The following is a 23,308-nucleotide window of genomic DNA, read 5'->3' on the forward strand; positions in this document are numbered from 1 at the left end:
CGTTCAATTATTTTAAATGTTCAGTTCTACTGAGCTGACACGTTTTAACTGTTTAGGATTTATCTATGACTATATCATCGCTAGATAGCGCTACTGTTACTTTACAACAGCTTATAAATGCCAATAAAAGCCAGCAGCAAAAACTGGCTGAGCAGCTTACAGCGATGATAGCAACATCGATTCAGGAAGCATCCAATCAAGCGAGTTTAGATCAAGCTCAATCTATTGCCCATATTCCTTTTCAACAGTTTCGCTTGGATAATCGCCAATTGGAAGCGAATGACGTATTTGTCCTGTTAAAAAGTCAAACAGCCAATTCTGAAAAAAGTCGCGATTATTTATTGCAAGCCGCTGAACAAGCCGCGTTTATTCTCTCAGAGATTGACCCTAGCGTTTTGCTTAGCGAAGCAAACAATCACTCAAATACCAGTAGTGAACCGCAGACAGATAGTATTGCTAATGCACCTCAGCAACTAGCAGCATTACCATGCCCTGTATTGTACGTTCCTAATATTCGCGACTTTTTGGGTAGCTTAATTCAAGCGCGCCTGCAATATCAGCAGCCAGTGACCCTACCGACCGTGGTTGCGGTGACTGGTACGAATGGTAAAACAACCATCAGCCAGTTAGTAGCACAGCTTATTCAGATGATGGGTCAGAGTAGCGCGGTGATGGGTACGGCAGGTAATGGTAGACTTGGCGCTCTGGTGCAAGCCAGTCATACCACGGGCGATGCGTTAGCTGTCCAACAGTTCTTATATCAAATGGGAGCAGAAAAGGCTGAGATATTGGCATTAGAGGCTAGCTCTCATGGGTTGGATCAGCAACGTCTACAAGGGATGCCAGTCACTGTAGCGCTTTATACCAATTTGAGTCGTGACCATTTAGACTATCATGCTGATATGGCAGAATATGCCGCTGCCAAAGCCAAGCTATTTGATAAAGCGCATTTCCCAGATTTGACCCATGCCATTATCAACATCGATGATGAGCACGCTCAGGTTATGTTAGATACGGCAAACGCTAGCGGTTTGACGGTATGGACATACAGTTTGGATTCATTAAAAGCTGCTACTTTTGTTGCCGCTGATATTACGCCGAGTCTGCAAGGCGTCAAAATAAATCTGCGTACTGATTTTGGTGATGAGAAAGCTGACAACATAGAGATTGTCAGTCCATTATTAGGTCGCTTCAATGTAGCCAATTTGCTCGCAGCGATAGCAGCCGTCGTAGCACTTGATACTGACTTGGCTATGAATATCGAGCGTATTGCGCCTGCTGTTGCACAGTTGCAAGGTGCGGTTGGGCGTATGCAGCGTGTACCGTCAAATGATGGCTGCTTTATCGTTGATTATGCGCATACTCCAGATGCGCTAAGCCAAGTGCTGGCAAGCTTAAAAACCCACTGTAAAGGTCAGCTATGGGCAGTATTTGGTTGCGGCGGAGATCGTGATGCAGGCAAGCGACCATTGATGGCGCAAGCAGGTCTGGCAGGTGCCGATCAAGTTGTTTTGACCGCGGATAATCCACGCACCGAAGACCCAAATGTAATTTTGCAAGATATGCAGGCTGGTATGACCGCTGAGCAATATCAACGAACCTATATTGAACCTGCCCGCCAAAAAGCCGTTGAATATGCAGTTAGTCACTCAGGTGTGGATGATATCGTGGTCATCGCAGGCAAAGGTCATGAGACCTATCAAGAGATTAACAACGTTCGTTATGATTTCGATGACAGTGTTATTTTGCAGCAGGCATTGAGTCAAGCTGGCCGTGTATAGTTGATTGACTCGCGATACATGCATTAGTAAAAATTGATCATTAAATATAAAAATTAAGTAGTCATCATATAAGGTAATCATTATGACAGCCGACACCGATAATACTGCCCAGACGCAAGGGCTCTACGTCTGGCAAATGGACAATATGCTCGCAGCGACCGCATCGCTCGATGGGCAGTGGCAACTACCACAAGGCCATACAGCAGAGCAGACTGCCTTGTCCAGTAAGCGTATAGCCACTGATACCCGCACGATAAAGCCAGGTGATATATTTTTGGCGTTAAGCGGCGATAATTTCGATGGTCACGATTATATCGAGACAGCAATATCAAAAGGCGCTGTTGCCGCTGTTGTCTCGCGTCCTATCTCGTTGTCCGGCCCAAATGCTATTCCGCAATTGGTGGTCAGCGATACCCGTTTGGCGCTAGGTCAATTGGCAGCGTATCGTCGTCAGCAGCATACAGATTTAACCGTGATTGCTATTACGGGTTCTAGTGGTAAGACTACTTGCAAAGAAATGCTAGGCAGTATTTTTGGTAGATTGGCACCGACCTTGATCACTCGTGGTAACCTCAATAACGATTTGGGTGTACCAATGATGTTGCTTGAGCTATCAGATCATCATCGTTATGCTATTTTGGAGTTGGGCGCAAACCATATTGGTGAGATTGCTTATACGACTGAAATTGTTCAGCCTGATGTGGCCTGTATCTTAAACATCGGTACAGCACATTTGGGTGAGTTTGGTAGCCGTGAAGGCATCTGCCAAACCAAGGCTGAGATTTACCATACGTTGACGGACGCACAGTTTGCAATCGTTCCCGATAAGGATGATTTTACCAATCAGTTGCGTCGTATCGCTGAAAAGCATACCTCACATGTGATTGGCTTTGGTAATACGGATGTAAGCGCAAGCCATTTAGACGTAGAGCCTGAGCGTAGTGAATTTAAGCTACATATCGGTAACCAAGTCCATGATATCAACTTGCCATTGGCAGGTGAGCACAATGTCAATAATGCCTTGGCCGCTGCTGCCTGTGCACATGCGCTGAATATTGAGGTGAGCGACATTGTCATTGGGCTCGAAAATGCGCGTCCTGCTAAAGGTCGTCTAAATAGTCAGATACTTGGTATGCATCGTCTTATTGATGATACTTATAATGCCAACCCTCATTCAGTACGTGCCGCCGCCAAAGTATTGGCTGCGCAAACAGGTACGCAAGTTATGGTATTGGGCGATATCGGTGAGCTAGGAGAGGCGGCTATTAGTGAGCATCAGAGCTTGGGCCGTACTATTGCGACTACAGGTATCAACGTGCTGCTTTGTGTTGGCGAATATGCCCCTTATACCGTTGCGGGTGCACAAGAGGTATCTGATATCAGTGCTCATGCTTTTGCCGACAAAGACAGTTTATTACAGTATTTACAGCCGTATTTGCAAGCGCAACAAGCTAAGCCTTGTACTGTGTTGTTCAAAGGCTCTCGTTCCATGGGAATGGAAACACTTATTCATGCGCTAGTAGAGGAGTAGGCGGTGTTAGTTTGGTTGTTCGGCTGGCTTGGCCAGTATTATACGCCGTTTTCTGCGGTTTCTTCGTTGACACTGCGAGCATTGCTTGCCGTTGTTACCGCCCTTATGTTTAGCATGATGTTTGGTGGCCGTGTCATTCGGCACCTACGTTCGCTCAAATATGGTCAGGCCATTCGTAATGATGGGCCTCAATCGCATTTGGCTAAGACTGGTACGCCAACCATGGGCGGGGTATTGATCCTAAGCGCCATTGGCATATCGACGCTACTATGGGCACGATTAAACAATCCTTATGTTTGGATTTTGCTCGTGGTTATGGTTATCTTCGGTGCCGTAGGTTGGGCTGATGATTGGCTAAAAATTAAGTACAAAGATCCAAAAGGCTTAATCGCTCGCAAAAAGTATTTTTGGTTATCTATGGGCGCACTGTTTGTCGGTGTGTCTTTGTATTATATCGCCACGCTACAACCCGATATCAATACCACGCGCGAGATGCAGGATTTGCTATTGCCAGTATTCAAAGACTGGATGATTCCATTTTCAGCGGTGCCATTTGGTATTGGCTTTATCATCTTTACCTATTTTGTGATTAATGGTGCTTCTAACGCAGTCAACCTAACCGACGGTTTGGATGGTTTGGCGATTTTGCCAGTTGTTCTCGTCGCTGCAGGTTTGGGCGCGATGGCCTATGTATCAGGCGATGTACGCTTTGCTGACTACTTGCATGTGCCTTATATTCCTTATAACTCCGAAGTCATCATCGTCTGTGGCTCAATGGTCGGAGCAGGTCTTGGTTTCTTATGGTTCAACGCGCATCCAGCACAAGTCTTTATGGGTGATGTTGGCGCGCTAGCATTGGGTGCAATGTTAGGTACTATCGCTGTGATGACCCGTCAAGAGATTGCCTTCGCGATTATGGGCGGTTTGTTTGTCGCAGAAGCGCTATCGGTGATGTTGCAAGTTGGCTCGTACAAACTGCGCAAAAAACGCGTCTTCCGTATGGCACCGCTGCATCATCATTTCGAAGAAATTGGCTGGAAAGAAACGCAAGTGGTGGCGAGATTTTGGATTATTGCCATTATTCTTGTCATCCTTGGGTTAATGACGCTAAAACTGCGTTAAGCTATAACCGCCAAATATCTATATAGATATCAATTTGCAAAAATCCAAAAAGCCGTTTCAATCATGATTGAGATGGCTTTTTGTCGCTCAAGACCCATGAATTTTGTTAAAATGCGAAGCATATTGCTATCACTTTGAGATGCCCGTGTCTTTATTTATTTGTCCACTTTGTCAGTCACCGCTACAGCCCGCCGCAGATACTTGGCGCTGTGATGGTAGTTTGCATCCCAAACAGACTTCACATCCCTTTGATGTGGCGCGTCAAGGCTATGTCAACCTGCTGCCAGTACAACAGAAAAAGTCCAAAGCCCCCGGTGATAGCCAAGAGTCTATCGATGCGCGTAAACGGTTTTTGAATCATGGTCATTATGCAGCGCTCCAGAAACTAATTAGCCAAAAAATGACAGAGTTGCTGTCTAACGATGAGTTAATAGATAAGCAAGATAGCAAGCCGGTCAATTGGCTCGATATTGGCTGCGGAGAAGGCTATTACACACAGGCAATGGCGCAAACGGGCTCGGATGTTATAGATACGCTGATAGCTGCTGACATCAGTAAGCCTGCAGTGGTTGAGCTGGCTAAAGTCAGTAAACTAGCAGGTCGTCTATGGTATCAGCCGCGTAAAGAAGATACTGCCAAGACGACAGCGGTCTATCCATTAGTGACCAGTGCTGCACATCTACCATTACGCCCGCACAGTATGACGGGTATTAGTAGTATCTTTAGCCCCATTTTGCCCGAGGCATTTGATAATGTATTGATGGATGGTGGCTATCTGATTATTGCCAAACCTGATGTTGGGCATTTGGCAACGATGCGTGATGCGCTATTTGATGATGTGCGTGAGCATGATTCTGACAAATTCTTGCAAGAATTGGCACCATATTTTATGTTGGTTGAGACCTGCCGTGTCAGTACGGATCTGACATTATCCGCAGATGATTTGGCTGATTTGATGACGATGACACCTTATGCGTACCGTGCCCGCAGCGAAAAAAGGCAAGCACTACTGGCAGCTGTAGAAACAGCAGCATTTAGCACAGATGCAAAGTTTGTGGTTTATATTTTGCAGAAAACGTCTGTTTAGCACATTTAGAGCATAGCAGTATGGGGTATTGCTATGCTCGTTTTAAACATTAGGCAGCAACTTCACCGTGTCCGTATTTGCATTCTTCAACAATCAGCTAGTCATTCGCGTTTTTATAAATATCCTGTCTACGATGCTTACCGATGAATCGTAAATACGCTATCATTTAACCAAATATTACGCCAATACCTAACAGGCCTTTGAGCACGCATGCCCTCGTAACAATCGCAACCTTTCTTCAAGTTTCATAAATCTACTTAATACTAGAACCATTTATCATTCTCTTTGTCGATAGAGTAAAGCTTTATCACGATAGTTCATTTAACACTAAGTGAATTATCTATAACGACTCTAAATATGAATTCAAAGGAATAAAATGATGAAAAAGATACTAGTTAGTTCGATTTTAGCCGCTACTGCTTGTTTGTCGATGGTGGGTCAAGCCAATGCTGCACCTAATTTTGATAAGCATCATTCAGCTCAAGTACAGCAACAAAAACACAGCAGCAATAAAGCGAGTAATAACTATAAGCATGCCAAAGCTAAGGCAGCAAAGTCACATCACAAAGCGAACGTAGTGGCTGCTAAGCACAAAGCAATAGCCAAAAATGTTCATGCTAAAAACAGCCACGACAAAAACAATCATGACAAAAATAACCATGACCGTCGCTCGTAAAAACCCGATTTTACTATCCAAAAATAGCGCCTTAATGAGGCGCTATTTTTTTTGTTCTTATATGACACTATTGATCGTTACTAATTGAGCAAATGCTACTGACTGATAAACGTCATTGATTTGGATATGCCGCTTTTATTAGGCTGAGTGAGTGTGACTTTACTACTTAAAACATCGCCTTTGGCATTGATTTTATAGCACTCTGAAGACGTACCTGCAGCATCAGAAGTCAAAAGTAGATTGCCTGAAGTTTTTATACAGAGCCACGCCGTGTTATTTGTATCTTGTGTGAGCGACCAGTCCTGCTTATAAGTGGCGGTTTTCTGACGCATACTGCTGTCAGCATATACGTTTTCAGTGATGAGCTGATTTGAGTCGCCTACAGTAGCCATTTGAGGGATACTAGTCGTTTGTTTAGCGATTGAATACTCACCCGTACTATCCGTAAAACCATGGAACACCAATGGATTTAGCGTAAAGTAATTGATAGCGACGGACTGATCCGTAATCTGCTGATTCACTGTGTTGATTGTGCTGACTTCTGCGCCTTGTACCATTTTATTATTAAAGCGCATGCTGCCTTTAGGGGTGATTTGAATATCTGCGGCTACGTTTTGGCCGCCCACAGTAGCGACCAGTTTTTCACTACGTTGTTTGGTATAGATATTGAGTAAGGCAGTCTCAACTGGGTATTTAGTGACTACGTTAGCAGAGTTGTTATTTTGATTGGTATTACCTGTTGCCGTGCCGCCTATGCCAGTAGCGCAAGCACTCAATCCGAGTCCTGCTGCGATACACATTCCTAGTGTTTTCATCGTTGTATCCTTTAGTTTATTTAAATAAATACTACCGATATCTACTATAATCCAATTTTTGGATAATGGCATCTGCCGAGTGTCAGAGACCCTATTGTGATTACATTTTTGTACGGAATAGCAATGATGGTAAATATAGATACAAAGCTAGATTGAATGCCACAGGAAAACTCAAAGCCTTTTCGTATAAGGGTCTAGAGATAAAATTAAGCTGATAATAAAACGAATCGTAATAGAGTATCTACTCATTTTATGAGTCACTCTCAACCCACGGTAAGAAATTTTTAGCTTGGTCAATCAATGTGTTATTCAATTAGATATATAGTTATTAGATCTCATACGACATATGAAATTGAGGCTCAAAAGGAATGTTTCAGACAGCAGCAGAGGATGAGTATAGACTGAAAGTCTTACTGTTAAGCTGTTAAAAAATATAAAGAGTATGTATAAAAGGGTAGAACAAGATAGAAAACTGAGGTTTTGCTTAAGCAGAATAAGATTGGCGGTGAAGGAGGGATTCGAACCCTCGATACGCTATGAACGTATACACACTTTCCAGGCGTGCGGTTTCAGCCACTCACCCACTTCACCGTTTTTTGAACGCCTAAGTATAGCGGATACCATTTAAAATGTCACGACTTGCGCGCTATCTTTCTTTATTGGCAAGCGCCTGCTAGGATAGCAAGTATGTAACGGCAAGTATAAATGGTTGAAAGTTGAATGATAAGTTTTAGTAGGCTTAAGTACGGATGTAAGAATAGTGCGATGATGGCAGTATTGCTTGTCGCGACGGGTATTACCCAAGCGCACGCTGATGATCTAACCCAGTGTAGCCAGTCTTTTTATGGTGGTGTTTATCCTGAATTTACCAATACCAAGCTAAAAAAAGACACACAAGCATTATGCATGGATGGCTTTGCGGTTATGTACTCAGGGGTATCGCGTACACCGCTATGGTCAGCAGAATATCTCGATCGCACACGTCTGCAACAAGCTAAGCAGATTGATCGTGAAGATAGCTTTCATGAAGAAAGTAAGCTACCAAAGTCAGCACGAGCCTCATTGTCTGATTATTCAGGTTCTGGCTATGATCGAGGGCATTTGGCACCCAATGCCAATATGGCCAATCGCAGCCAGCAGTATGATAGTTTTAGTTTAGCCAATATTGCCCCGCAGTCACCACGTAACAATCGCTATATCTGGCGTAATATCGAATCTGCCACTCGGTATTTAACGCAGCAATACGGTGAGGTGTATACCATCACAGGTGTAGCATTTACTGATAAAAAAACCAAGCAGCTCGCTAATCGTGTCTTTGTGCCTAGCCATTTCTTCAAAGCTGTATATATCCCAGCAACCAATCAAGCAGGCGTGTATTACGCACCAAATGATGAGTCGGAACGCATCGATGTGATTAGTATCGATGAGCTAACCACTGAGATTGGTATCGATGTATTGCCTATGCTAGATAGTCAGTCCAAATCTCAAGCGTTTGATTTACCATTGAAGGCAGGTGAGAGCTCAGATACCCCTGAGGCACCAGTAGAAGAGCCAGAGTGGATGCTGTTTGTGTGGGCTATTTTAGAATGGTTAATTGCACAGTTGCAGGCTTAATTTGACAGTAAGACCCAAAAATAACCTCATTTTGAAAAAAATAAATGTTACTGATAATAAGGATAATTAAATGATTGAGCCATTCGCCAACGACCATCAAAGCATGCAGATTGGTGATCTTGTTATTGAAAATCAAAAAGACAAGATTATTATATATGGTGATATTGATCTCACTTTTGACGAGTTAGGATACGAGCAAGCCCAACAGCTACATGAGCTGTCGGAGAAAATCGTACAAGCATTTGCAGATAAAAATCTATATAGTAAGAATGACGCTAAGTCAAAGGAAAATGATGACCAATTAGATAAAGATATCGACAATCCTTTCCTATAAGTCTTTGATATGGTTTTATTTTTACAGAAATAAGAAACTGTAAAAAAATTACTAGGCAAAACCTAAAAATTGCTTATAATGAGTTAAGACATCGCTTGTGTCGCTCGAATCTTTAACCAAAAGCTTATAAGTTGTAATGGTAACTATCATTTAAAAAGGTCGAAACCGTAAAGCTCGTAATGAAAGGTTCTAGCAAAGGATAAGCATAGGACAACAGAAACATAACGTTTCGAGTAATCATTGTATGAAGGGAGTCAATCTATGAAATTATTTACAAAGACCACTTTAGCAGTTGCTGGTATTGGTATTGCTAGCATGGCATTCGCCGCTGACCCATTAGCCAACACTACTTGGCAGACATATGATGATGGTGAACCAAAAGGTACGGTAAAAATCACTGAGTCAAACGGTGTTCTGACCGGTACTCTTATTGCTGCCAATACTGCAAAAGGCAAAAAGCACGTTGGTACGACTATTATTAGAGGTCTAAAAGCTGACGGTGGTGGTAAATATAGTGGTGGTACGATTACTGATCCAGCAAAAGGTAAAGACTATCGTATGACTGCAAGCTTAAGTGGCAACACATTGAAGCTAAAAGGCTATATCGGCCCATTCTCTCGTAGCCAAGAGTGGAAAAAGAAATAAACTAAAAGACTAGTTTCAGCGTAATACATAAAAAACCCGCGTTACCGAAAGGTCTCGCGGGTTTTTTACGTTTTAGATTTAAGCTTATGGCTTCAACAGGGGAGATTTCTAAACACTAAAATTATAAGCGCCGATACTACAGGAGGTAGTATCAGCGCATTTAACAGCAATCTTTAGCTTACTTAAAAGGAGCTTATCTTATAAATTCTGGGTAAGCTTCCATACCACATTCTGCAATATCAGCACCTTCGTACTCGTCTTCTTCAGAGATACGTAGACCGATAACCAGCTTGATGATAGACCAAACCACTAGGCTGGCAATGAATACCCAAGCAAAGATGGTTGCAGCGCCCACAATCTGACCGATAAAGGTAGATGCTGGGTTAGTGATAGGTACAATTAGCAGACCAAATAGACCGACCACACCATGAACTGAGATTGCACCCACTGGATCATCAATCTTGATTTTGTCTAAGGCTAAGATTGATAACACTACAATGATACCGGCAATAACACCAAAGATAGTAGCTTGTAATGCAGAAGGGGTTGAAGGCTCAGCCGTAATGGCAACTAGACCTGCTAATGCACCGTTTAGGAGCATGGTTAGATCCGCTTTACCAAAGATGATGCGAGCTAAGATTAAGGCACCGACAGCACCACCAGCAGCAGCAGCATTAGTGTTCAAAAATACCATTGCAACAGCATTAGCACTAGCGATGTCGCCTAATTTAAGCACTGAACCACCGTTGAAACCGAACCAACCCATCCACAAGATTAGTGTACCGAGTGCTGCCAACGGTAGGTTAGCACCAGGAATAGCGCGTATCTCTCCATTAGGGCCATATTTACCTTTACGTGAGCCTAAGAGCAATACACCTGCTAGAGCTGCTGCTGCACCTGCCATATGCACGATGCCAGAGCCTGCAAAGTCAGAGAAGCCCATGTCGCCTAGGTTGAATAGGCCAAAGACATCGTTGCCGCCCCATGTCCAGCTACCTTCTAGTGGGTAGATAACACCAGTCATGACCACAGCAAACAACAAGAATGACCACAGTTTCATACGCTCAGCAACAGCACCTGATACGATTGACATACAGGTCGCTACGAAGACCACTTGGAAGAAAAAGTCTGATGCGGCAGAGTAGACGGAGTCGCCACCGAAGCCATTTTCAGCAGAGGCTGCTAAGGCGTCTTCTACTAACGTATCACCGCCTGCAATTCCGCTTAAGAATAAATCGCCACCATACATAATCGCATAGCCGCATACCATATACATGATACTAGCCGTTGCAAATAGTGCGACGTTTTTGGTTAAGATTTCGACTGTATTTTTTGATCGGACCAGTCCGGCCTCTAACATAGTGAAGCCTGCTGCCATCCACATGACCAACGCACCACATATCAAAAAGTAAAACGTATCGAGCGCATATTGGAGCTCAAAGATTTGACTTTCCATTTAAATTCCCCCTTGAATTTATAATATAGATATCGGCATTACCGATAGATAAAAATGCTGTAAGAGTCTGTACCTATAAGTTTATGCCCGTAGGTAGGTCTTCAAATTTAGATAGCGTCAGGTCCTGTTTCACCCGTACGGATGCGGATAACTTGCTCAAGTGCAGTGACGAAAATCTTGCCATCACCAATCTTACCAGTGCTAGCGATACGAGTGATTGCCTCGATAGCGGGCTCAACCATCTCGTCGATCACAGCGACTTCGACTTTTACTTTAGGTAAAAAGTCCACCACGTATTCTGCGCCGCGATAGAGCTCTGTATGACCTTTTTGACGACCGAAACCTTTGACTTCAGTGACAGTGACACCTTTAACACCGATGTCGGAAAGCGCTTCACGCACGTCGTCGAGCTTAAACGGTTTTAAGATCGCAGTGATTAGCTTCATAAAAAATTCCTTATTTGTGTGATGCCGCAGATTGATAGAAGTACTATGGTGCATCATCATATCTCTGCCTTGCTTACTATAAGTTATTCAAGAACCGTGCCAACCTACTCAAGGGGGGAGGTAGAATTGGCGTTGTTCATTAAAAAGTAATGACAGTAGTAATATAGAGTATGGGCTACGATGCAACGATTAGAGCCATTGCTACAAGCATAATAAAGGTGAATCAATCTTTAGCGTTTGGTTAACGAAAACTTTATTATAACCAACTTTTTGAGTGCTTGGGGAAGCTATCCCTTTATTTCATGTGACGATTTGCTAACTTGAGTTTGGTCGTTAGCTTGGCCGTTTCATGCAAGCGTATCAAAGATGAATGGCGGAAAGGTAGAGAGAAAATAGAGATAAGCGGCAGAGCCTAACATAGTAGTCAGACCCCGGCGCTTAGGTAGATAAAGGGTTTGGGCTTGTTTATATATATGTCGTTAGGCTTTAGGAAATAGTAGATAAGGGGTTTTTGTGCTGACCAATAGCTTTTTAGTGTCGCTACCTTGTAGTAATTCGCGTAGACGAGATTGGCCAAAAGCCCCAGTCATAAGTAAACCGATATCATGTTGGTTTTGATAGTAGTTCAAAGCTGCCGCGACATCACGGCAGTCAAGCAATGTCTTTTTGGATTTGATACCCGCCTGTTTGAGCTTGGCATAGGCTTCACGCAACGCATCACAGTTATCAGAAGTTTCCTTGCCAACCATCACAATATGAACTGTTAGTGCACGCACCAGTGGCGTTTTACACAGCCAATTTAGTAGTTTATGGCACGTTGGACTGTTATCAAACGCAAATAAAGCGGTAGTAGGGGGCAAAAATGGTGCATGTGTCACCAAAATGGGGCAGTGACTGACTCGAATGAGTTGGCTCAGCGTTGATTTACAGGTGACATGATGACCTATAACAATCAATTGTGCTTGGTCATCGACGTAATCAATGCTTTGGTTGAGGTTCTCATGACGATGTAGTGTATATGTCTTTAGCTTATGGCGTTGTTGCTCACAATACGAGGTCGCTTGAGATAGTAACAGTCGGCCCTGTGCTTTTAGCTCACAGTTACTCAGATGCTCTTTGGATGTGAACTGTTCGAGCAAAGCGTTTTCGTCATCAATATTGAGGCAACCAGAATAATTAATAGCGGCTTTTTGCTGCAAGCTTGGCATCGAGTGCAATAAGCCAACAGGCGCGCGCAGGCGAATAGAAGCCCACATACTAGCTTCTAGTACCGCTTGAACATGATCAGGACAGTCCAAGCAAGCAATCACACTATCTGGTTTTAAATTACTCATAAAACGACCACATCATTTTAATAATAAAAATCGGCTATCTCAGTTTAGGGTTGGCGTATGCAAAATACATCCAACCCTTTTACCAATATAACTGTCTATTAATATCCGATATATTAGCCATAGACTAATAATATAGCCACATGGCAACCGCGTAGATTCGCTTAGCAGTTTCGCTTAGTCTAACAAGCCAATGTCTCGGCGGTCATGAACAGAGAAGCGATCAATCAGTGTTCGACTCGCATTGTTGAGTCCTACCACTTTGACATCAATGCCTTCACGTTGCAAGCGCATCACTAGTTTGTCCAAGGTATCAACAGCGCTAACATCCCAAAAATGTGCTTGGCTTACATCAATCTGAATACTATCTACAGCCTCTTTGGTATCAAAACTATGTAAGAACTGGGTAGTAGAGGCAAAGAATACCTGTCCTTGAACATAATAGTAGCGAGTGTTGCTGCTGTCATCATATTCACTAAAGATGGTTAGGAACTGACCAATTTTATTGGCAAATGCCAAAGCAGATAGTAAGACACCTACGCCGACACCGTAAGCTAAGTTGTGAGTAAAGACGGTAGTCAATACAGTCGCTAGCATGACGATATTGAACGACATTGGGTGTGTCTTAAATTCGCGAATAGATTGCCAGTTAAACGTACCAATCGATACCATAATCATGACTGCAACCAAGGCTGCCATTGGAATTTGACTGACCCATTCACTTAAGAACACGACCATAATCAGAAGGACGACACCGGCCATCAAAGTAGACAAGCGCGTACGACCACCCGATTTGACGTTGATCATTGATTGGCCAATCATCGCACAGCCTGCCATACCACCAAAGAAACCTGACACAACGTTGGCCATACCTTGACCACGACACTCTTTGTTTTTATCACTTGGTGTATCGGTCAATTCATCGACGATCGTCGCTGTCATCATAGATTCTAAAAGACCGACGATGGCAAGCGCGATAGAGTATGGCGCAATAATCAGCAAGGTATTTAGGTTTAACGGAATATCAGGTAACAAGAATACTGGCAATGAATCTGGCAAATCACCCATGCTGCCAACATTGCGAATATCGAGATTCATATACATTGCAACAGCGGTCAAACCTACAATACAAATAAGCGGTGAAGGAACGATGCGACCGATTTTAGGAATAAGTGGAAACAGATAAATAATCGCCAAACCAGCTGCCGTCATGATATAAACGGTCATGCCAACACGCTCAGTCATCGGGTTCAATTCTGGTAATTGCGCGGCAAAAATTAATATTGCTAGAGCGTTGACGAAACCGATAACCACTGAGCGAGAGACAAAGCGCATCAGATTACCAAGCTTTAGAATGCCCATCACGACCTGAATGGCACCGCAAAGCAAAGTTGCGGCAAGCAAATATTGCAGACCATGGTCAGCAACCAAGTCGACCATGACCAGTGCCATAGCGCCAGTCGCCGCCGAAATCATACCTGGACGACCACCGACAAAACTGATCACTACCGCGATACAAAATGAGGCGTATAAGCCAACTTTTGGATCAACACCAGCGATAATAGAAAAGGCAATGGCTTCTGGTATAAGGGCTAGGGCTACAACCAAACCCGATAAAACGTCACCGCGAACATTGGAAAACCACTCGTCACGCAAGTTATCAATAAAAGATGTCATAAGTAAACTACATAGGGTTAGAGGCAAAAAAAGTAATCATTACTCATTTATAAAATGATCGCGTTGCTAATAATAGCTATTCATTTTTCTTTTACTTCAACATGCACTAGGTCATGTTGCTGTGTTGGATTGTGAGAAACTAATAATCAAGATATCTAACTAACAACCGAGGTATCTACTGATTTTTTTGGTATCAAAAATACGCTCATCAATAATCAATACGATGATAAGGGCAGTAAATTACCTAAAAATATTTTTTAAAAGATTGCTTAAAATAGGCAACTAGATAGATGTACCTACAATAATATATAGAGTCAGCAATCACTTGCTGCAGTAGAAGGTGATATATCACACGTCAAATTATCAAAATTGTCTGATACACCCTTATTACAACAATAATCGTTGATGAGGAGGCGTGACAATAGCGCGATAAATGTGACAACATGCTAAACTAAAATGCTTGAGCAATGTGCTCAGCAAAATACTGATAAATATTAATCAAGCTGACTATTATAGCATTAGCCACTTAATATAAAAACAGGCGAATAATAGCATAAAGTCATAAAAAATCAGTACCGAAATCTGAACGATGGCGTTAAGATGCTGGACATCTTAGCGGTGTCGATTAGAGTCGCTATATAGCATACTTATTTGATGCAATTTTTCTCGTTTAATAGAAGGAATAGATATGACCACTAATACAGCAACAGAAGCCTTACTTCATAAGGGTAGTGGTCTACAAGTCGTGGTCGGTTTGGGGCAGTCTGGATTGTCCGTCGCGCATTATCTGGCTAAGCAAGGCTATCAAGTCGCAGTCACTGATGCTCAAGTTACCCCTAAATTGGCCGATCAGTTGCCAGCCGAGATAGAGATTCGTCAGTTTGGTGCGATAGATGCCGATTTATTGCAGCAAGCGGCACGTATTATTATTAGCCCAGGTATTTCTCTTGAGACTGCCGCTGTGGCTGCTGCTCGCCAAGCCAATATTCCTGTAGTTAGTGATATTCAACTGTTCTGCGAAGCGTGTACCGCACCCATCGTAGCGATTACAGGTTCTAACGCTAAAAGTACGGTCACTACGTTAGTCGGCCAAATGGCGGTTGATGCTGGCGTTAATGTGGGTGTCGGCGGCAATATCGGTGTGCCAGCTTTAACATTGCTAGATAATTCTGATATGGAGCTTGCAGTGCTTGAGCTGTCTAGTTTCCAATTAGAAACCGTCACTAACTTGGGCGCAAAAGTAGCGACTGTGCTCAATATGTCGCCTGATCATTTAGATCGTCATGGAGACATGCTTGGCTACCATCAAGCCAAACACCGTATATTCCAAGGTGCCAAGTCGGTGATGATTAACCGTGAAGATGCGCTCACTCGTCCATTGGTCGCGGACAATCTACCGAGAATTAGTACAGGTATTCATGCTCCTGATAAAGGTCAGTATGGTCTTATTACCGACACAGAAGGCCAAACTTATCTTGCTCGTGGTACAGAACGATTACTGTCGGCAGACAAACTGTTGATTAAAGGTCGTCATAATCTACTGAATGCGCAAGCGGCTCTGGCACTTGGTGAGCTGGCAGGATTACCGCTAGAGAGTATGCTGACCACTTTGCAGCAGTTCTCAGGCCTTGAACACCGTTGCCAATATGTGGCTAATGCTGCTGGTATTGATTATTTCAATGATTCTAAAGGCACCAATATTGGTTCGACCATGGCCGCTATCGAAGGCTTGGGTGCAGTCTATGCGCCAAAAGACGGTAAGCTATTATTGATCTTAGGTGGGCAAGGCAAAGGGCAACAGTTTGGTGAATTGACTCCTTTTATCAATCAATATGTGAGCCAAGTCTTGTTTATTGGTGAAGATGGTCAGCAGATTGAACAACATCTCAGAGCTGCAAAATTGAGTGATGATGTCGCACTACATCAGTGTCAGACGTTAGAGAATGCCTTTGCGACTATCCAACAAGTCACTACCAGTAGCTTATCGCAAGTGCAGGCTGTATTGTTGTCACCTGCCTGTGCCAGCTTTGACCAATATAGTGGTTATGCGGCTCGCGGTGACCACTTTAGCCAACTGGTCAATCAATTAGATACCGCACAATCAGAAGCTCGATAGGTAGTCGAATATATTAAGCAGCTATATAGATTGGCATAGCAGATGTCTCTTCTCTAGCAACAGCCAGTATTTTCTGGATAAATGATTGTTTTGCTTATAGATTGCTGCTACTGTCAAGCATATAATCCTGATTACTGAAATAGGTGCTAGCTAAGGCGTTTGCCGATGGTTACAGGTTTTCTATCACCATCTATTTAGTACGATTTATTTTATGATTTTTTAAACGGTGGCGTTTCATAGACGCCGTGTTTTTTCGTTTGTTAGTGTATATAAAATTATGGCGCTCTCTTCTTTTTTTCGTTCCTCGCCCCAAACCAAGCAAGCCTCTGGCTCAGATGGTGTTCTGTCTATGCCATCAGCGCGCGCAATTTTATTATCAAGCGTCGGCTGTATGATGGTGCTTAGTCTGCTGATGGTTGCTTCTGCTTCTATTCCTTTTGCGCTTAGCCGCGGTATGACAGAGCTGTATTTTTTCAAAAATCAGCTGTTGTATATGACGATTGGTTTAATCGTTGCGGTCATTCCTTATTATGGCGTGTCTTTACGCACCCTATATAAGACCGAGACCCAGTTTGCTTTGTTAGGCATCACAGGGCTACTGCTTGTTGCCACGTTGTTTAGCACACCAATCAATGGTTCCAAACGCTGGCTTACGGTAGGTGGTTTTAACTTTCAGGTAGCCGAGTTAGCCAAACTGGTCATGATTGTGTTTGTATCTGACTTTGTGGTGCGCCGATCTTTTGAAGTTCGTAATGGCCTAGACGGTTTCTTACGAATTATGCTGGTAGTGGCACTGATAACGATACTGTTATTGTCGCAGCCGGATTTTGGTTCTTTTGTCGTCATTATTGGTACGCTGTTCGCGATTTTTTATATCGCTGGGGCACCTTATAAGCATTTCTTAGCATTGGGTGCTGCTGCTGTTGGCGGAGCTGTATTGATGGTGACTACGGCAGAGTACCGACTGGTGCGTGTGATGTCGTTTATGGATCCATTTGACGATGTGCAGGATACTGATTATCAGCTGGCACGTAGTTTGATCGCCTTTGGTCGTGGGCAGTTCACGGGTGTTGGCTATGGCGAAAGTGTACAGAAACTGTCGCATTTGCCTGAGGCGCATACGGATTTCTTATTAGCCATTACGGGTGAAGAGTTAGGGTTCGTCGGTGTCAGCATGGTGCTGATACTTGAAGCGTTGATCATCGGTAGTGCGATGCGTATCAGTTACAACGCGCTGAAACGCCGTCAAATGCGTATGAGCTATACCGCTTTCGGAATCGGTGTAGTATTTATTGCCCAGACGATTATTAACGCTGCAATGAATATGGGCGCCATTCCAACCAAAGGTCTGACTATGCCGTTCTTTAGTTATGGCGGTTCGTCTATGTTGATTAGCTTGGTTATGGTCGCGCTATTATTGAAGATATATAAAGAAAGCCCTGAAATAGAAAAAAGCCAATGCCGTTATTACTAATAGGCTCTATATATAACAGTCTCTGCATAGATTCAGAGTTTCGGTAAATAGTGTCTAGCATTATTGCAATAAAAGCGTCACTCATAGTGGCGCTTTTTATTGTCTACTTATAGCTTTTGAACTCCTATTAATAGGACAGGTTTAACTGTTGCTTGCCTTGTAGTGGGGTATTGTCCCATTGAGCAATGGCTTGTTTGAGCATGTTTTCTGGGGTATCGACATCGACCTTTGCTTGATGTAATAGCGATAAGGCTTCAGCAATAAGTTGACTCGGATCTGATGTGTCGATTGGTTGAGCAAGGTTTTGTTTAGAGAGTTTTTGACCGTCAGCATTATTAATCAATGGCAAATGATACCATTGGTCAATAGTGGGTAGGCGGGCGGCTTGCATAATGCCGATCTGTGCAGTCGTCATAGGTAGAATATCAAGGCCACGCATGATATGAGTAACCTGCTGTAGACCATCATCGAGACTGGCTGCCAGTATGTAATTGATCATACCATCTTGGCGACGAGCGACCATATCGCCTAATGTCTGCTGCGGATTATCCCATTGTAGTCCTTGGATACCATCATTGAACCCAATCCGATAGTCTGGTAGTTGAATACGTAGCTTATGCTGCTGTCTATCAAGGTTAGTTGCCACACAGCGACGCGGATAGCGCTGCCGATTTGAATGTACTTGATCAATTGGTGAAATTTGTTCGTCTAACGATGTCTGGTCGGTCAGCGCAGCTAAGCTAGCAAGACTATGATTTCTACTTATCTCTTCTTGCGCCCAGTACTGTTCTAAGTCTTTACGAGAGCATTGGCAGCCATAGGTCAACGGCCGCAGATATGATGATAGATAATCGTTATAGATATCAATGCGCTCAGACTGATAAATGACATCACCATCCCAATGCAATCCAAGTGCCTCAAGATCCATCAAAATTTGCTCAGTGAACTGCCTGTCACAGCGTTCAGTATCGGTATCTTCCATACGCAACAGCCATTTACCACCGATTGATTTGATATGGCAAAAGCTGGCAAGCGCAGTGGTTAGAGAGCCAAGATGTAACTCACCCGTTGGTGAGGGCGCAAAGCGGCCAATGGGCTGTGATGGTAACGTTTGAGTTGGCATGACGGTAGGCATTGTTTTCAAAATAAATGGCTGTCTATAAAAGGTAATAAAGATAGAATAATAAATATAAGTATCAAAAGATATTCATTAAATGAGATTGTTTTGTTAGTCATGTCATTATTCAAGCGATTGTGTTTTACAGAGCAAAATTAGTAATACAGCAAAATAGTGACAGTCTAAAATACAAAAAGCGACCTATTATAAGGTCGCTTATGCTTACATTTATATCTGCAATATCTGATCTAAGCGCCTTGGTTTTGACGTTCTTTGATTTCAGATAAGGTTTTGCAGTCGATACATTGGGTAGCGGTTGGACGTGCCTCAAGGCGACGTAATCCAATCTCTACACCACAAGTCTCGCAAAATCCATAGTCATCATTTTCGATTTCTAACATAGATTTGTCGATTTTACGGATAAGTTTGCGCTCACGGTCACGAGTACGTAATGCCAATGCAAACTCTTCTTCTTGAGTGGCACGGTCATTGATGTCTGGCATGGCGCTTGACTCATCTTGGATGTAGTTTTTGGTACGATCCGCTTCGCCAATCAGTTGGTTTTTCCAATCCAATAAAATAGCCTTAAAGTGCTCCAACTGCGCATCAGACATATACTCTTCGTCTTCGGCCGGCACATAAGGAGTAAATTTAACTTCACTCGGATTCGTGGTCAGGGTGCTCATATGGGTATCCTACTTTTTCAAATTAATTCAATAAAACGACGTATCAAAAGACAAGACGTTATTAATGCTACAAACGCTACAATTTGTCCTTTTATCAAACGTTTCACCACTTGGTAATACAAGTAACACAGCTGATCAAATAATATCGTAGACTTAATATTTTGACAGTTATATACCGATTGTTAGATAGGTTGTTATATAAACTTCGGTTTTAATAATACTGTCTAAAGCATGCCGTAGGTCATTGATTGTGAAAACTGAGCTTGTGGTTAATGGGCCATCCTAGCTATCGTGCAGTGGCTTCATATTAGATATTGGGCCACCCTTGCTTTATTTCATAAGTTGTATCATTGTTTGTAATAATAATGAAGTGATTTTTTATATTGAATGCATATTTTATTTGTTCATCACTGAATTTTTCATTAGGAATTATTGACGAAAGCTATAAGTATAAAGGGCTAAGGGTTATACTATTCCCAATAATTCTGGGCATCAAGTATCCAGTCTTTCAACCCAGCTTGCAACTGTTCCATTGTTGGCTAATTGCAACCAGCGATATCCTGGTAAAGCATGCTCATCATAAGAAAAATCATCTTCATAAGGTTTGAACTGATAGCAGGTAGATGGCGTGCTATATACCGTGACGCCTTGGCGCAGTCGAACTTGCTCTTGGTGAGTATGTCCACTGATCACCACTTGTAGCTGTTCAAATGGTGCCATATGCTGCCAAAAACTCTCAGTGTTTTCTGCCATATGGGTATCAATCCAGTCAGAATCAACTGGAACAATATGGTGGTGTAGGGCGATTAGTGCGGGCTTATCACAGGTGCTGAGTCTCTCACATAACCAATTGATATCAGTGGGCGTGATCTCGCCTGCGACCTTACCAGAAATGGAGGAGTCTAATAACAACAGCTGCCAGTATTCAGTCTCAATGACATGACGACTTAACAAACGTGAGTCAGCAGGCTGAGCGACAAGCTCTCGTTGAAAAAACGGCAAGTCTTTATCATTCTCGTCCGTCACATCATGATTACCAGCAATACAAGCAAAAGGAATCTGAGTCGCTTGTAATACATCAAAAATATGATCATAAATTGAGGACTTTACTCGATTAACCAAGTCGCCGGTCACAATAATCAAATCACAGCGAATATCTTCACTAAGTGCCTGCTGAAGTACGGCTTCAAAGCTACGCTGACAATTCACGTCATCACTATAGATATTATTCTCATCAACAAAGACAGGCGTCGATAAATGCAAATCAGTAATTTGTAAGATATTTATCGTTTGGTCAGAGGTGCTTAACTTATTGGCAGGATAGTTTGGCATTGGTTCAGTCCCTTATCGAATCACAACAATAAGTATTGTTAGCGCGAGTATGGATAAATGAGCTACTATTTTTCACTGGGTATTTATAATTATCATGAATCTACTATAGAAGAGCACAGTGTTTGCCTAGAGCTTACTTTGATTCTAATCAACGATATTTATACTATCAACTAGCAATAGCAAATTTAAAGTTAGAGCCGACTTATAGTATTATTGAGCTAAAGTATTCATTATATTAATAAAATAAAGTCGAACAAAAAGATAGCGAAAAACAGTCATGTTTTATTTATTATAACGTATTTACAGTGACGCTAACTAAAGTTTTATCTTTATTAGCTTTGAAAAAATGAGTGCAGCAAAAAATAAAGCAGCTAATATCAAGACGATAGAAAGACCTGTTTGAATATCTAGCCAGATACTACCCCACACACCAAGTGTCACACCCAGTTGAGCGATTATCAACGCTATAATCACCATTTGTTTTGGCGATGCTGACCATAGACGTGCGGTCAGTGCAGGTAGCACTAATAATCCGCTAATTAATAGACTTCCAACCGCTTGTAGTGCAATCGCACAAAACCCTGCCAGTACACCCATAAAGAACAGTCGTTGCCGTGTTGGGTTGATACCTTGAATACGTGCCAATGCTTCATGTGTTGCAAGCTTGATTTGCGCAGGCCAAATATAGATAAGCAGTCCCAAGCCAGCTAATACGCTACCAGCAAGCAAAGGCAAATCTGCCCAATCAAGGTCTAGCAAGTTGCCAAATAAAAATCCGAGCACATTGGCCTGTTGGTCAGTCAATTGGGTCAAAGCCAGTAAGCCTAGGCACAAGAGTGAAACCGACACGACTGCCAATACAGCATCCACTGGCAAACGCTCATCATCAATCAAGACCAGTCCTAGCACGACCATGACACTGACTAATGCAATGCCGATACCCATTGGCAATTGCCACCATACAGCCAAAGCTACACCTAATAACGTGCCATGGGCTAAGGCATCGGCGAAAAATGCCATGCGCCGCCACAATACCAAGCAACCTAACGGCGCTGATAATAATGCTAATATACTGCCAGCGATCCAAGCAGGCGCAATGATGGCTAACCAAGCAGTCATAATGAATGTCCGTAAAAATTTTATAAATAGAGTAGAGCCGTATTATTTATATGTTTAATAGTTTCGGCTTTAATGAGCTGGATTTCGACGATTTCGAGCTTTGATTACTAATTCTATAGCTCGCTTGGAGCATGGTGTTCACAGGCATGAGGCTGATGCACGTATGGCTGCTCATAATGATGACCAAATAGCTTTTGAAATTCAGTACTAATAGCTAGCTCGCTTGGTTGTCCTTCACAGCAAATATGCTTATTCAAACAAATGACGCGGCGGCTGCCTTTCATGACCCAGTGTAAATCATGAGACACCACTAGCATGGCGCAACGTAAGAAATCAGGCAGCTCATCAATAAACTGATATAGCCAAACTTCAGTATCAGGATCGAGACCCTGCATCGGCTCATCTAAAATAAGCAAGTTGGGTTTGTCTAATAGCGCTCTGGCCAATAGTACGCGCTGCGTCTCACCACCTGATAAATGCAACATTTGCCGTGACAGTAAATGCGTTAATGATAAATTATCGAAGATAAACTGTCGTTGTTCAGGGGTTAAACGTTTTTTATCTGCTTGCGCCAACAAGTCGCAAACGCGCAATGGCAATATCGGTGGCACAGCAAATCGCTGCGGTACGTAGCCAAGCTGTAGCGGCTGATGTGCTGTCATAGAGCCATCAGTTGACTCAATCAAACCTAAGATGAGTTTGACTAGTGTTGACTTACCAGCGCCATTGGGACCGATAAGGCTGACCGTCTCATTAACAGCAATGTCGATATCTATGTGAGAGATCAGGCGTTGAGGCCCGATATGGTAACTGATATTGTTTAAGCTCAATAATTTGTCAGCATTACTCACAGTACTGCTATTCGCAACAGCAGTATTTGACTGATTAGAAGGTAGGGTAGAGGTATTCATAATATGACAACGTATAGGTAAATAGACAATCGACGAGA

General features: G+C 42.8%; 20 protein-coding genes and 1 tRNA gene. 10 read left to right on the forward strand and 11 right to left on the reverse strand.

From position 1 onward, the window contains the following. Nucleotides 1–65 precede the first annotated feature (65 nt). The 5 genes from ACTXGF_RS14405 to ACTXGF_RS14425 all read left to right on the forward strand — a co-directional run bounded on the left by ACTXGF_RS14405 (nt 66) and on the right by ACTXGF_RS14425 (nt 6,197). Nucleotides 66–1,781 carry a UDP-N-acetylmuramoyl-L-alanyl-D-glutamate--2,6-diaminopimelate ligase gene (locus ACTXGF_RS14405; RefSeq protein ID WP_443535018.1) on the forward strand — a complete coding sequence of 572 codons (1,716 nt, stop codon included), beginning with the start codon at nt 66–68 and terminating at the stop codon, nt 1,779–1,781. Between the two features lie 82 nt (nt 1,782–1,863). After that, entirely contained in the window at nt 1,864–3,312 is a 1,449-nt protein-coding gene (locus ACTXGF_RS14410; protein WP_443535016.1) for a UDP-N-acetylmuramoyl-tripeptide--D-alanyl-D-alanine ligase, read from the forward strand. 3 nt (nt 3,313–3,315) lie between these two features. Further along, nucleotides 3,316–4,434 (forward strand): phospho-N-acetylmuramoyl-pentapeptide-transferase, encoded by a 1,119-nt coding sequence (mraY, locus tag ACTXGF_RS14415; protein WP_057762045.1) that lies wholly within the window; start codon nt 3,316–3,318, stop codon nt 4,432–4,434. Between the two features lie 139 nt (nt 4,435–4,573). Beyond that, the gene (locus ACTXGF_RS14420; protein WP_443535014.1) at nt 4,574–5,521 is read left to right on the forward strand and encodes a putative RNA methyltransferase; all 948 of its coding nucleotides are present in this window, start codon (nt 4,574–4,576) and stop codon (nt 5,519–5,521) included. 379 nt (nt 5,522–5,900) lie between these two features. Beyond that, a complete protein-coding gene (locus tag ACTXGF_RS14425; RefSeq protein WP_201569271.1) occupies nt 5,901–6,197 on the forward strand; it encodes a hypothetical protein in 297 nt (98 codons plus the stop codon). Nucleotides 6,198–6,292: 95 nt separating this feature from the next. Here the strand turns inward: ACTXGF_RS14425 and ACTXGF_RS14430 are convergent, their stop codons facing one another. Further along, on the reverse strand, nt 6,293–7,012 hold the full coding sequence (locus ACTXGF_RS14430; protein ID WP_443535012.1) for a hypothetical protein: 720 nt from the start codon (nt 7,010–7,012) through the stop codon (nt 6,293–6,295). Between the two features lie 500 nt (nt 7,013–7,512). Next, nucleotides 7,513–7,603: transfer RNA gene (locus ACTXGF_RS14435), tRNA-Ser, on the reverse strand. A 174-nt stretch (nt 7,604–7,777) separates the two neighbouring features. On the opposite strand from ACTXGF_RS14435, the gene ACTXGF_RS14440 reads away from it, so the two are divergent. From ACTXGF_RS14440 to ACTXGF_RS14450, 3 genes are all read left to right on the forward strand, one after another. Then, entirely contained in the window at nt 7,778–8,626 is an 849-nt protein-coding gene (locus ACTXGF_RS14440; protein ID WP_443535011.1) for a DNA/RNA non-specific endonuclease, read from the forward strand. Nucleotides 8,627–8,696: 70 nt separating this feature from the next. Continuing rightward, the gene (locus ACTXGF_RS14445; protein WP_057762038.1) at nt 8,697–8,960 is read left to right on the forward strand and encodes a hypothetical protein; all 264 of its coding nucleotides are present in this window, start codon (nt 8,697–8,699) and stop codon (nt 8,958–8,960) included. A 261-nt stretch (nt 8,961–9,221) separates the two neighbouring features. Then, nucleotides 9,222–9,605: a DUF2147 domain-containing protein gene (locus tag ACTXGF_RS14450; protein ID WP_057762037.1), complete on the forward strand. Its 384-nt coding sequence runs from the start codon at nt 9,222–9,224 to the stop codon at nt 9,603–9,605. Nucleotides 9,606–9,798: 193 nt separating this feature from the next. Here ACTXGF_RS14450 and amtB read toward each other — a convergent pair whose 3' ends face one another. The 4 genes from amtB to ACTXGF_RS14470 all read right to left on the reverse strand — a co-directional run bounded on the left by amtB (nt 9,799) and on the right by ACTXGF_RS14470 (nt 14,515). Then, complete coding sequence (amtB, locus tag ACTXGF_RS14455) at nt 9,799–11,061, reverse strand: ammonium transporter AmtB (protein WP_057762031.1); 1,263 nt, start codon at nt 11,059–11,061, stop codon at nt 9,799–9,801. A gap of 107 nt (nt 11,062–11,168) precedes the next feature. After that, nucleotides 11,169–11,507 carry a P-II family nitrogen regulator gene (locus ACTXGF_RS14460; protein ID WP_010197981.1) on the reverse strand — a complete coding sequence of 113 codons (339 nt, stop codon included), beginning with the start codon at nt 11,505–11,507 and terminating at the stop codon, nt 11,169–11,171. Between the two features lie 479 nt (nt 11,508–11,986). Next, on the reverse strand, nt 11,987–12,841 hold the full coding sequence (locus ACTXGF_RS14465; protein WP_102092102.1) for a universal stress protein: 855 nt from the start codon (nt 12,839–12,841) through the stop codon (nt 11,987–11,989). A 174-nt stretch (nt 12,842–13,015) separates the two neighbouring features. Further along, complete coding sequence (locus tag ACTXGF_RS14470; protein ID WP_057762027.1) at nt 13,016–14,515, reverse strand: SulP family inorganic anion transporter; 1,500 nt, start codon at nt 14,513–14,515, stop codon at nt 13,016–13,018. A gap of 688 nt (nt 14,516–15,203) precedes the next feature. Here ACTXGF_RS14470 and murD point away from each other — a divergent pair. Further along, the gene (gene murD, locus ACTXGF_RS14475; protein WP_443535007.1) at nt 15,204–16,631 is read left to right on the forward strand and encodes a UDP-N-acetylmuramoyl-L-alanine--D-glutamate ligase; all 1,428 of its coding nucleotides are present in this window, start codon (nt 15,204–15,206) and stop codon (nt 16,629–16,631) included. 277 nt (nt 16,632–16,908) lie between these two features. Then, complete coding sequence (locus tag ACTXGF_RS14480; RefSeq protein WP_180958148.1) at nt 16,909–18,105, forward strand: FtsW/RodA/SpoVE family cell cycle protein; 1,197 nt, start codon at nt 16,909–16,911, stop codon at nt 18,103–18,105. 127 nt (nt 18,106–18,232) lie between these two features. On the opposite strand, the gene gluQRS is transcribed toward ACTXGF_RS14480, so the two are convergent. The 5 genes from gluQRS to ACTXGF_RS14505 form a co-directional block, all read right to left on the reverse strand. Further along, a complete protein-coding gene (gene gluQRS / locus ACTXGF_RS14485; RefSeq protein ID WP_443535005.1) occupies nt 18,233–19,228 on the reverse strand; it encodes a tRNA glutamyl-Q(34) synthetase GluQRS in 996 nt (331 codons plus the stop codon). A 242-nt stretch (nt 19,229–19,470) separates the two neighbouring features. Next, nucleotides 19,471–19,908, reverse strand: a complete 438-nt coding sequence (gene dksA / locus ACTXGF_RS14490) for an RNA polymerase-binding protein DksA (protein WP_443535003.1) — start codon at nt 19,906–19,908, stop codon at nt 19,471–19,473. Nucleotides 19,909–20,400: 492 nt separating this feature from the next. Beyond that, nucleotides 20,401–21,240, reverse strand: a complete 840-nt coding sequence (locus ACTXGF_RS14495; RefSeq protein WP_443535001.1) for a metallophosphoesterase — start codon at nt 21,238–21,240, stop codon at nt 20,401–20,403. Between the two features lie 315 nt (nt 21,241–21,555). Beyond that, a complete protein-coding gene (locus ACTXGF_RS14500) occupies nt 21,556–22,359 on the reverse strand; it encodes a metal ABC transporter permease (RefSeq protein ID WP_290178523.1) in 804 nt (267 codons plus the stop codon). 113 nt (nt 22,360–22,472) lie between these two features. Next, a complete protein-coding gene (locus ACTXGF_RS14505) occupies nt 22,473–23,270 on the reverse strand; it encodes a metal ABC transporter ATP-binding protein (protein WP_443534998.1) in 798 nt (265 codons plus the stop codon). Nucleotides 23,271–23,308: the final 38 nt, after the last annotated feature.

Source organism: Psychrobacter sp. 1Y6, from assembly GCF_052258385.2.
Classification (GTDB): domain Bacteria; phylum Pseudomonadota; class Gammaproteobacteria; order Pseudomonadales; family Moraxellaceae; genus Psychrobacter.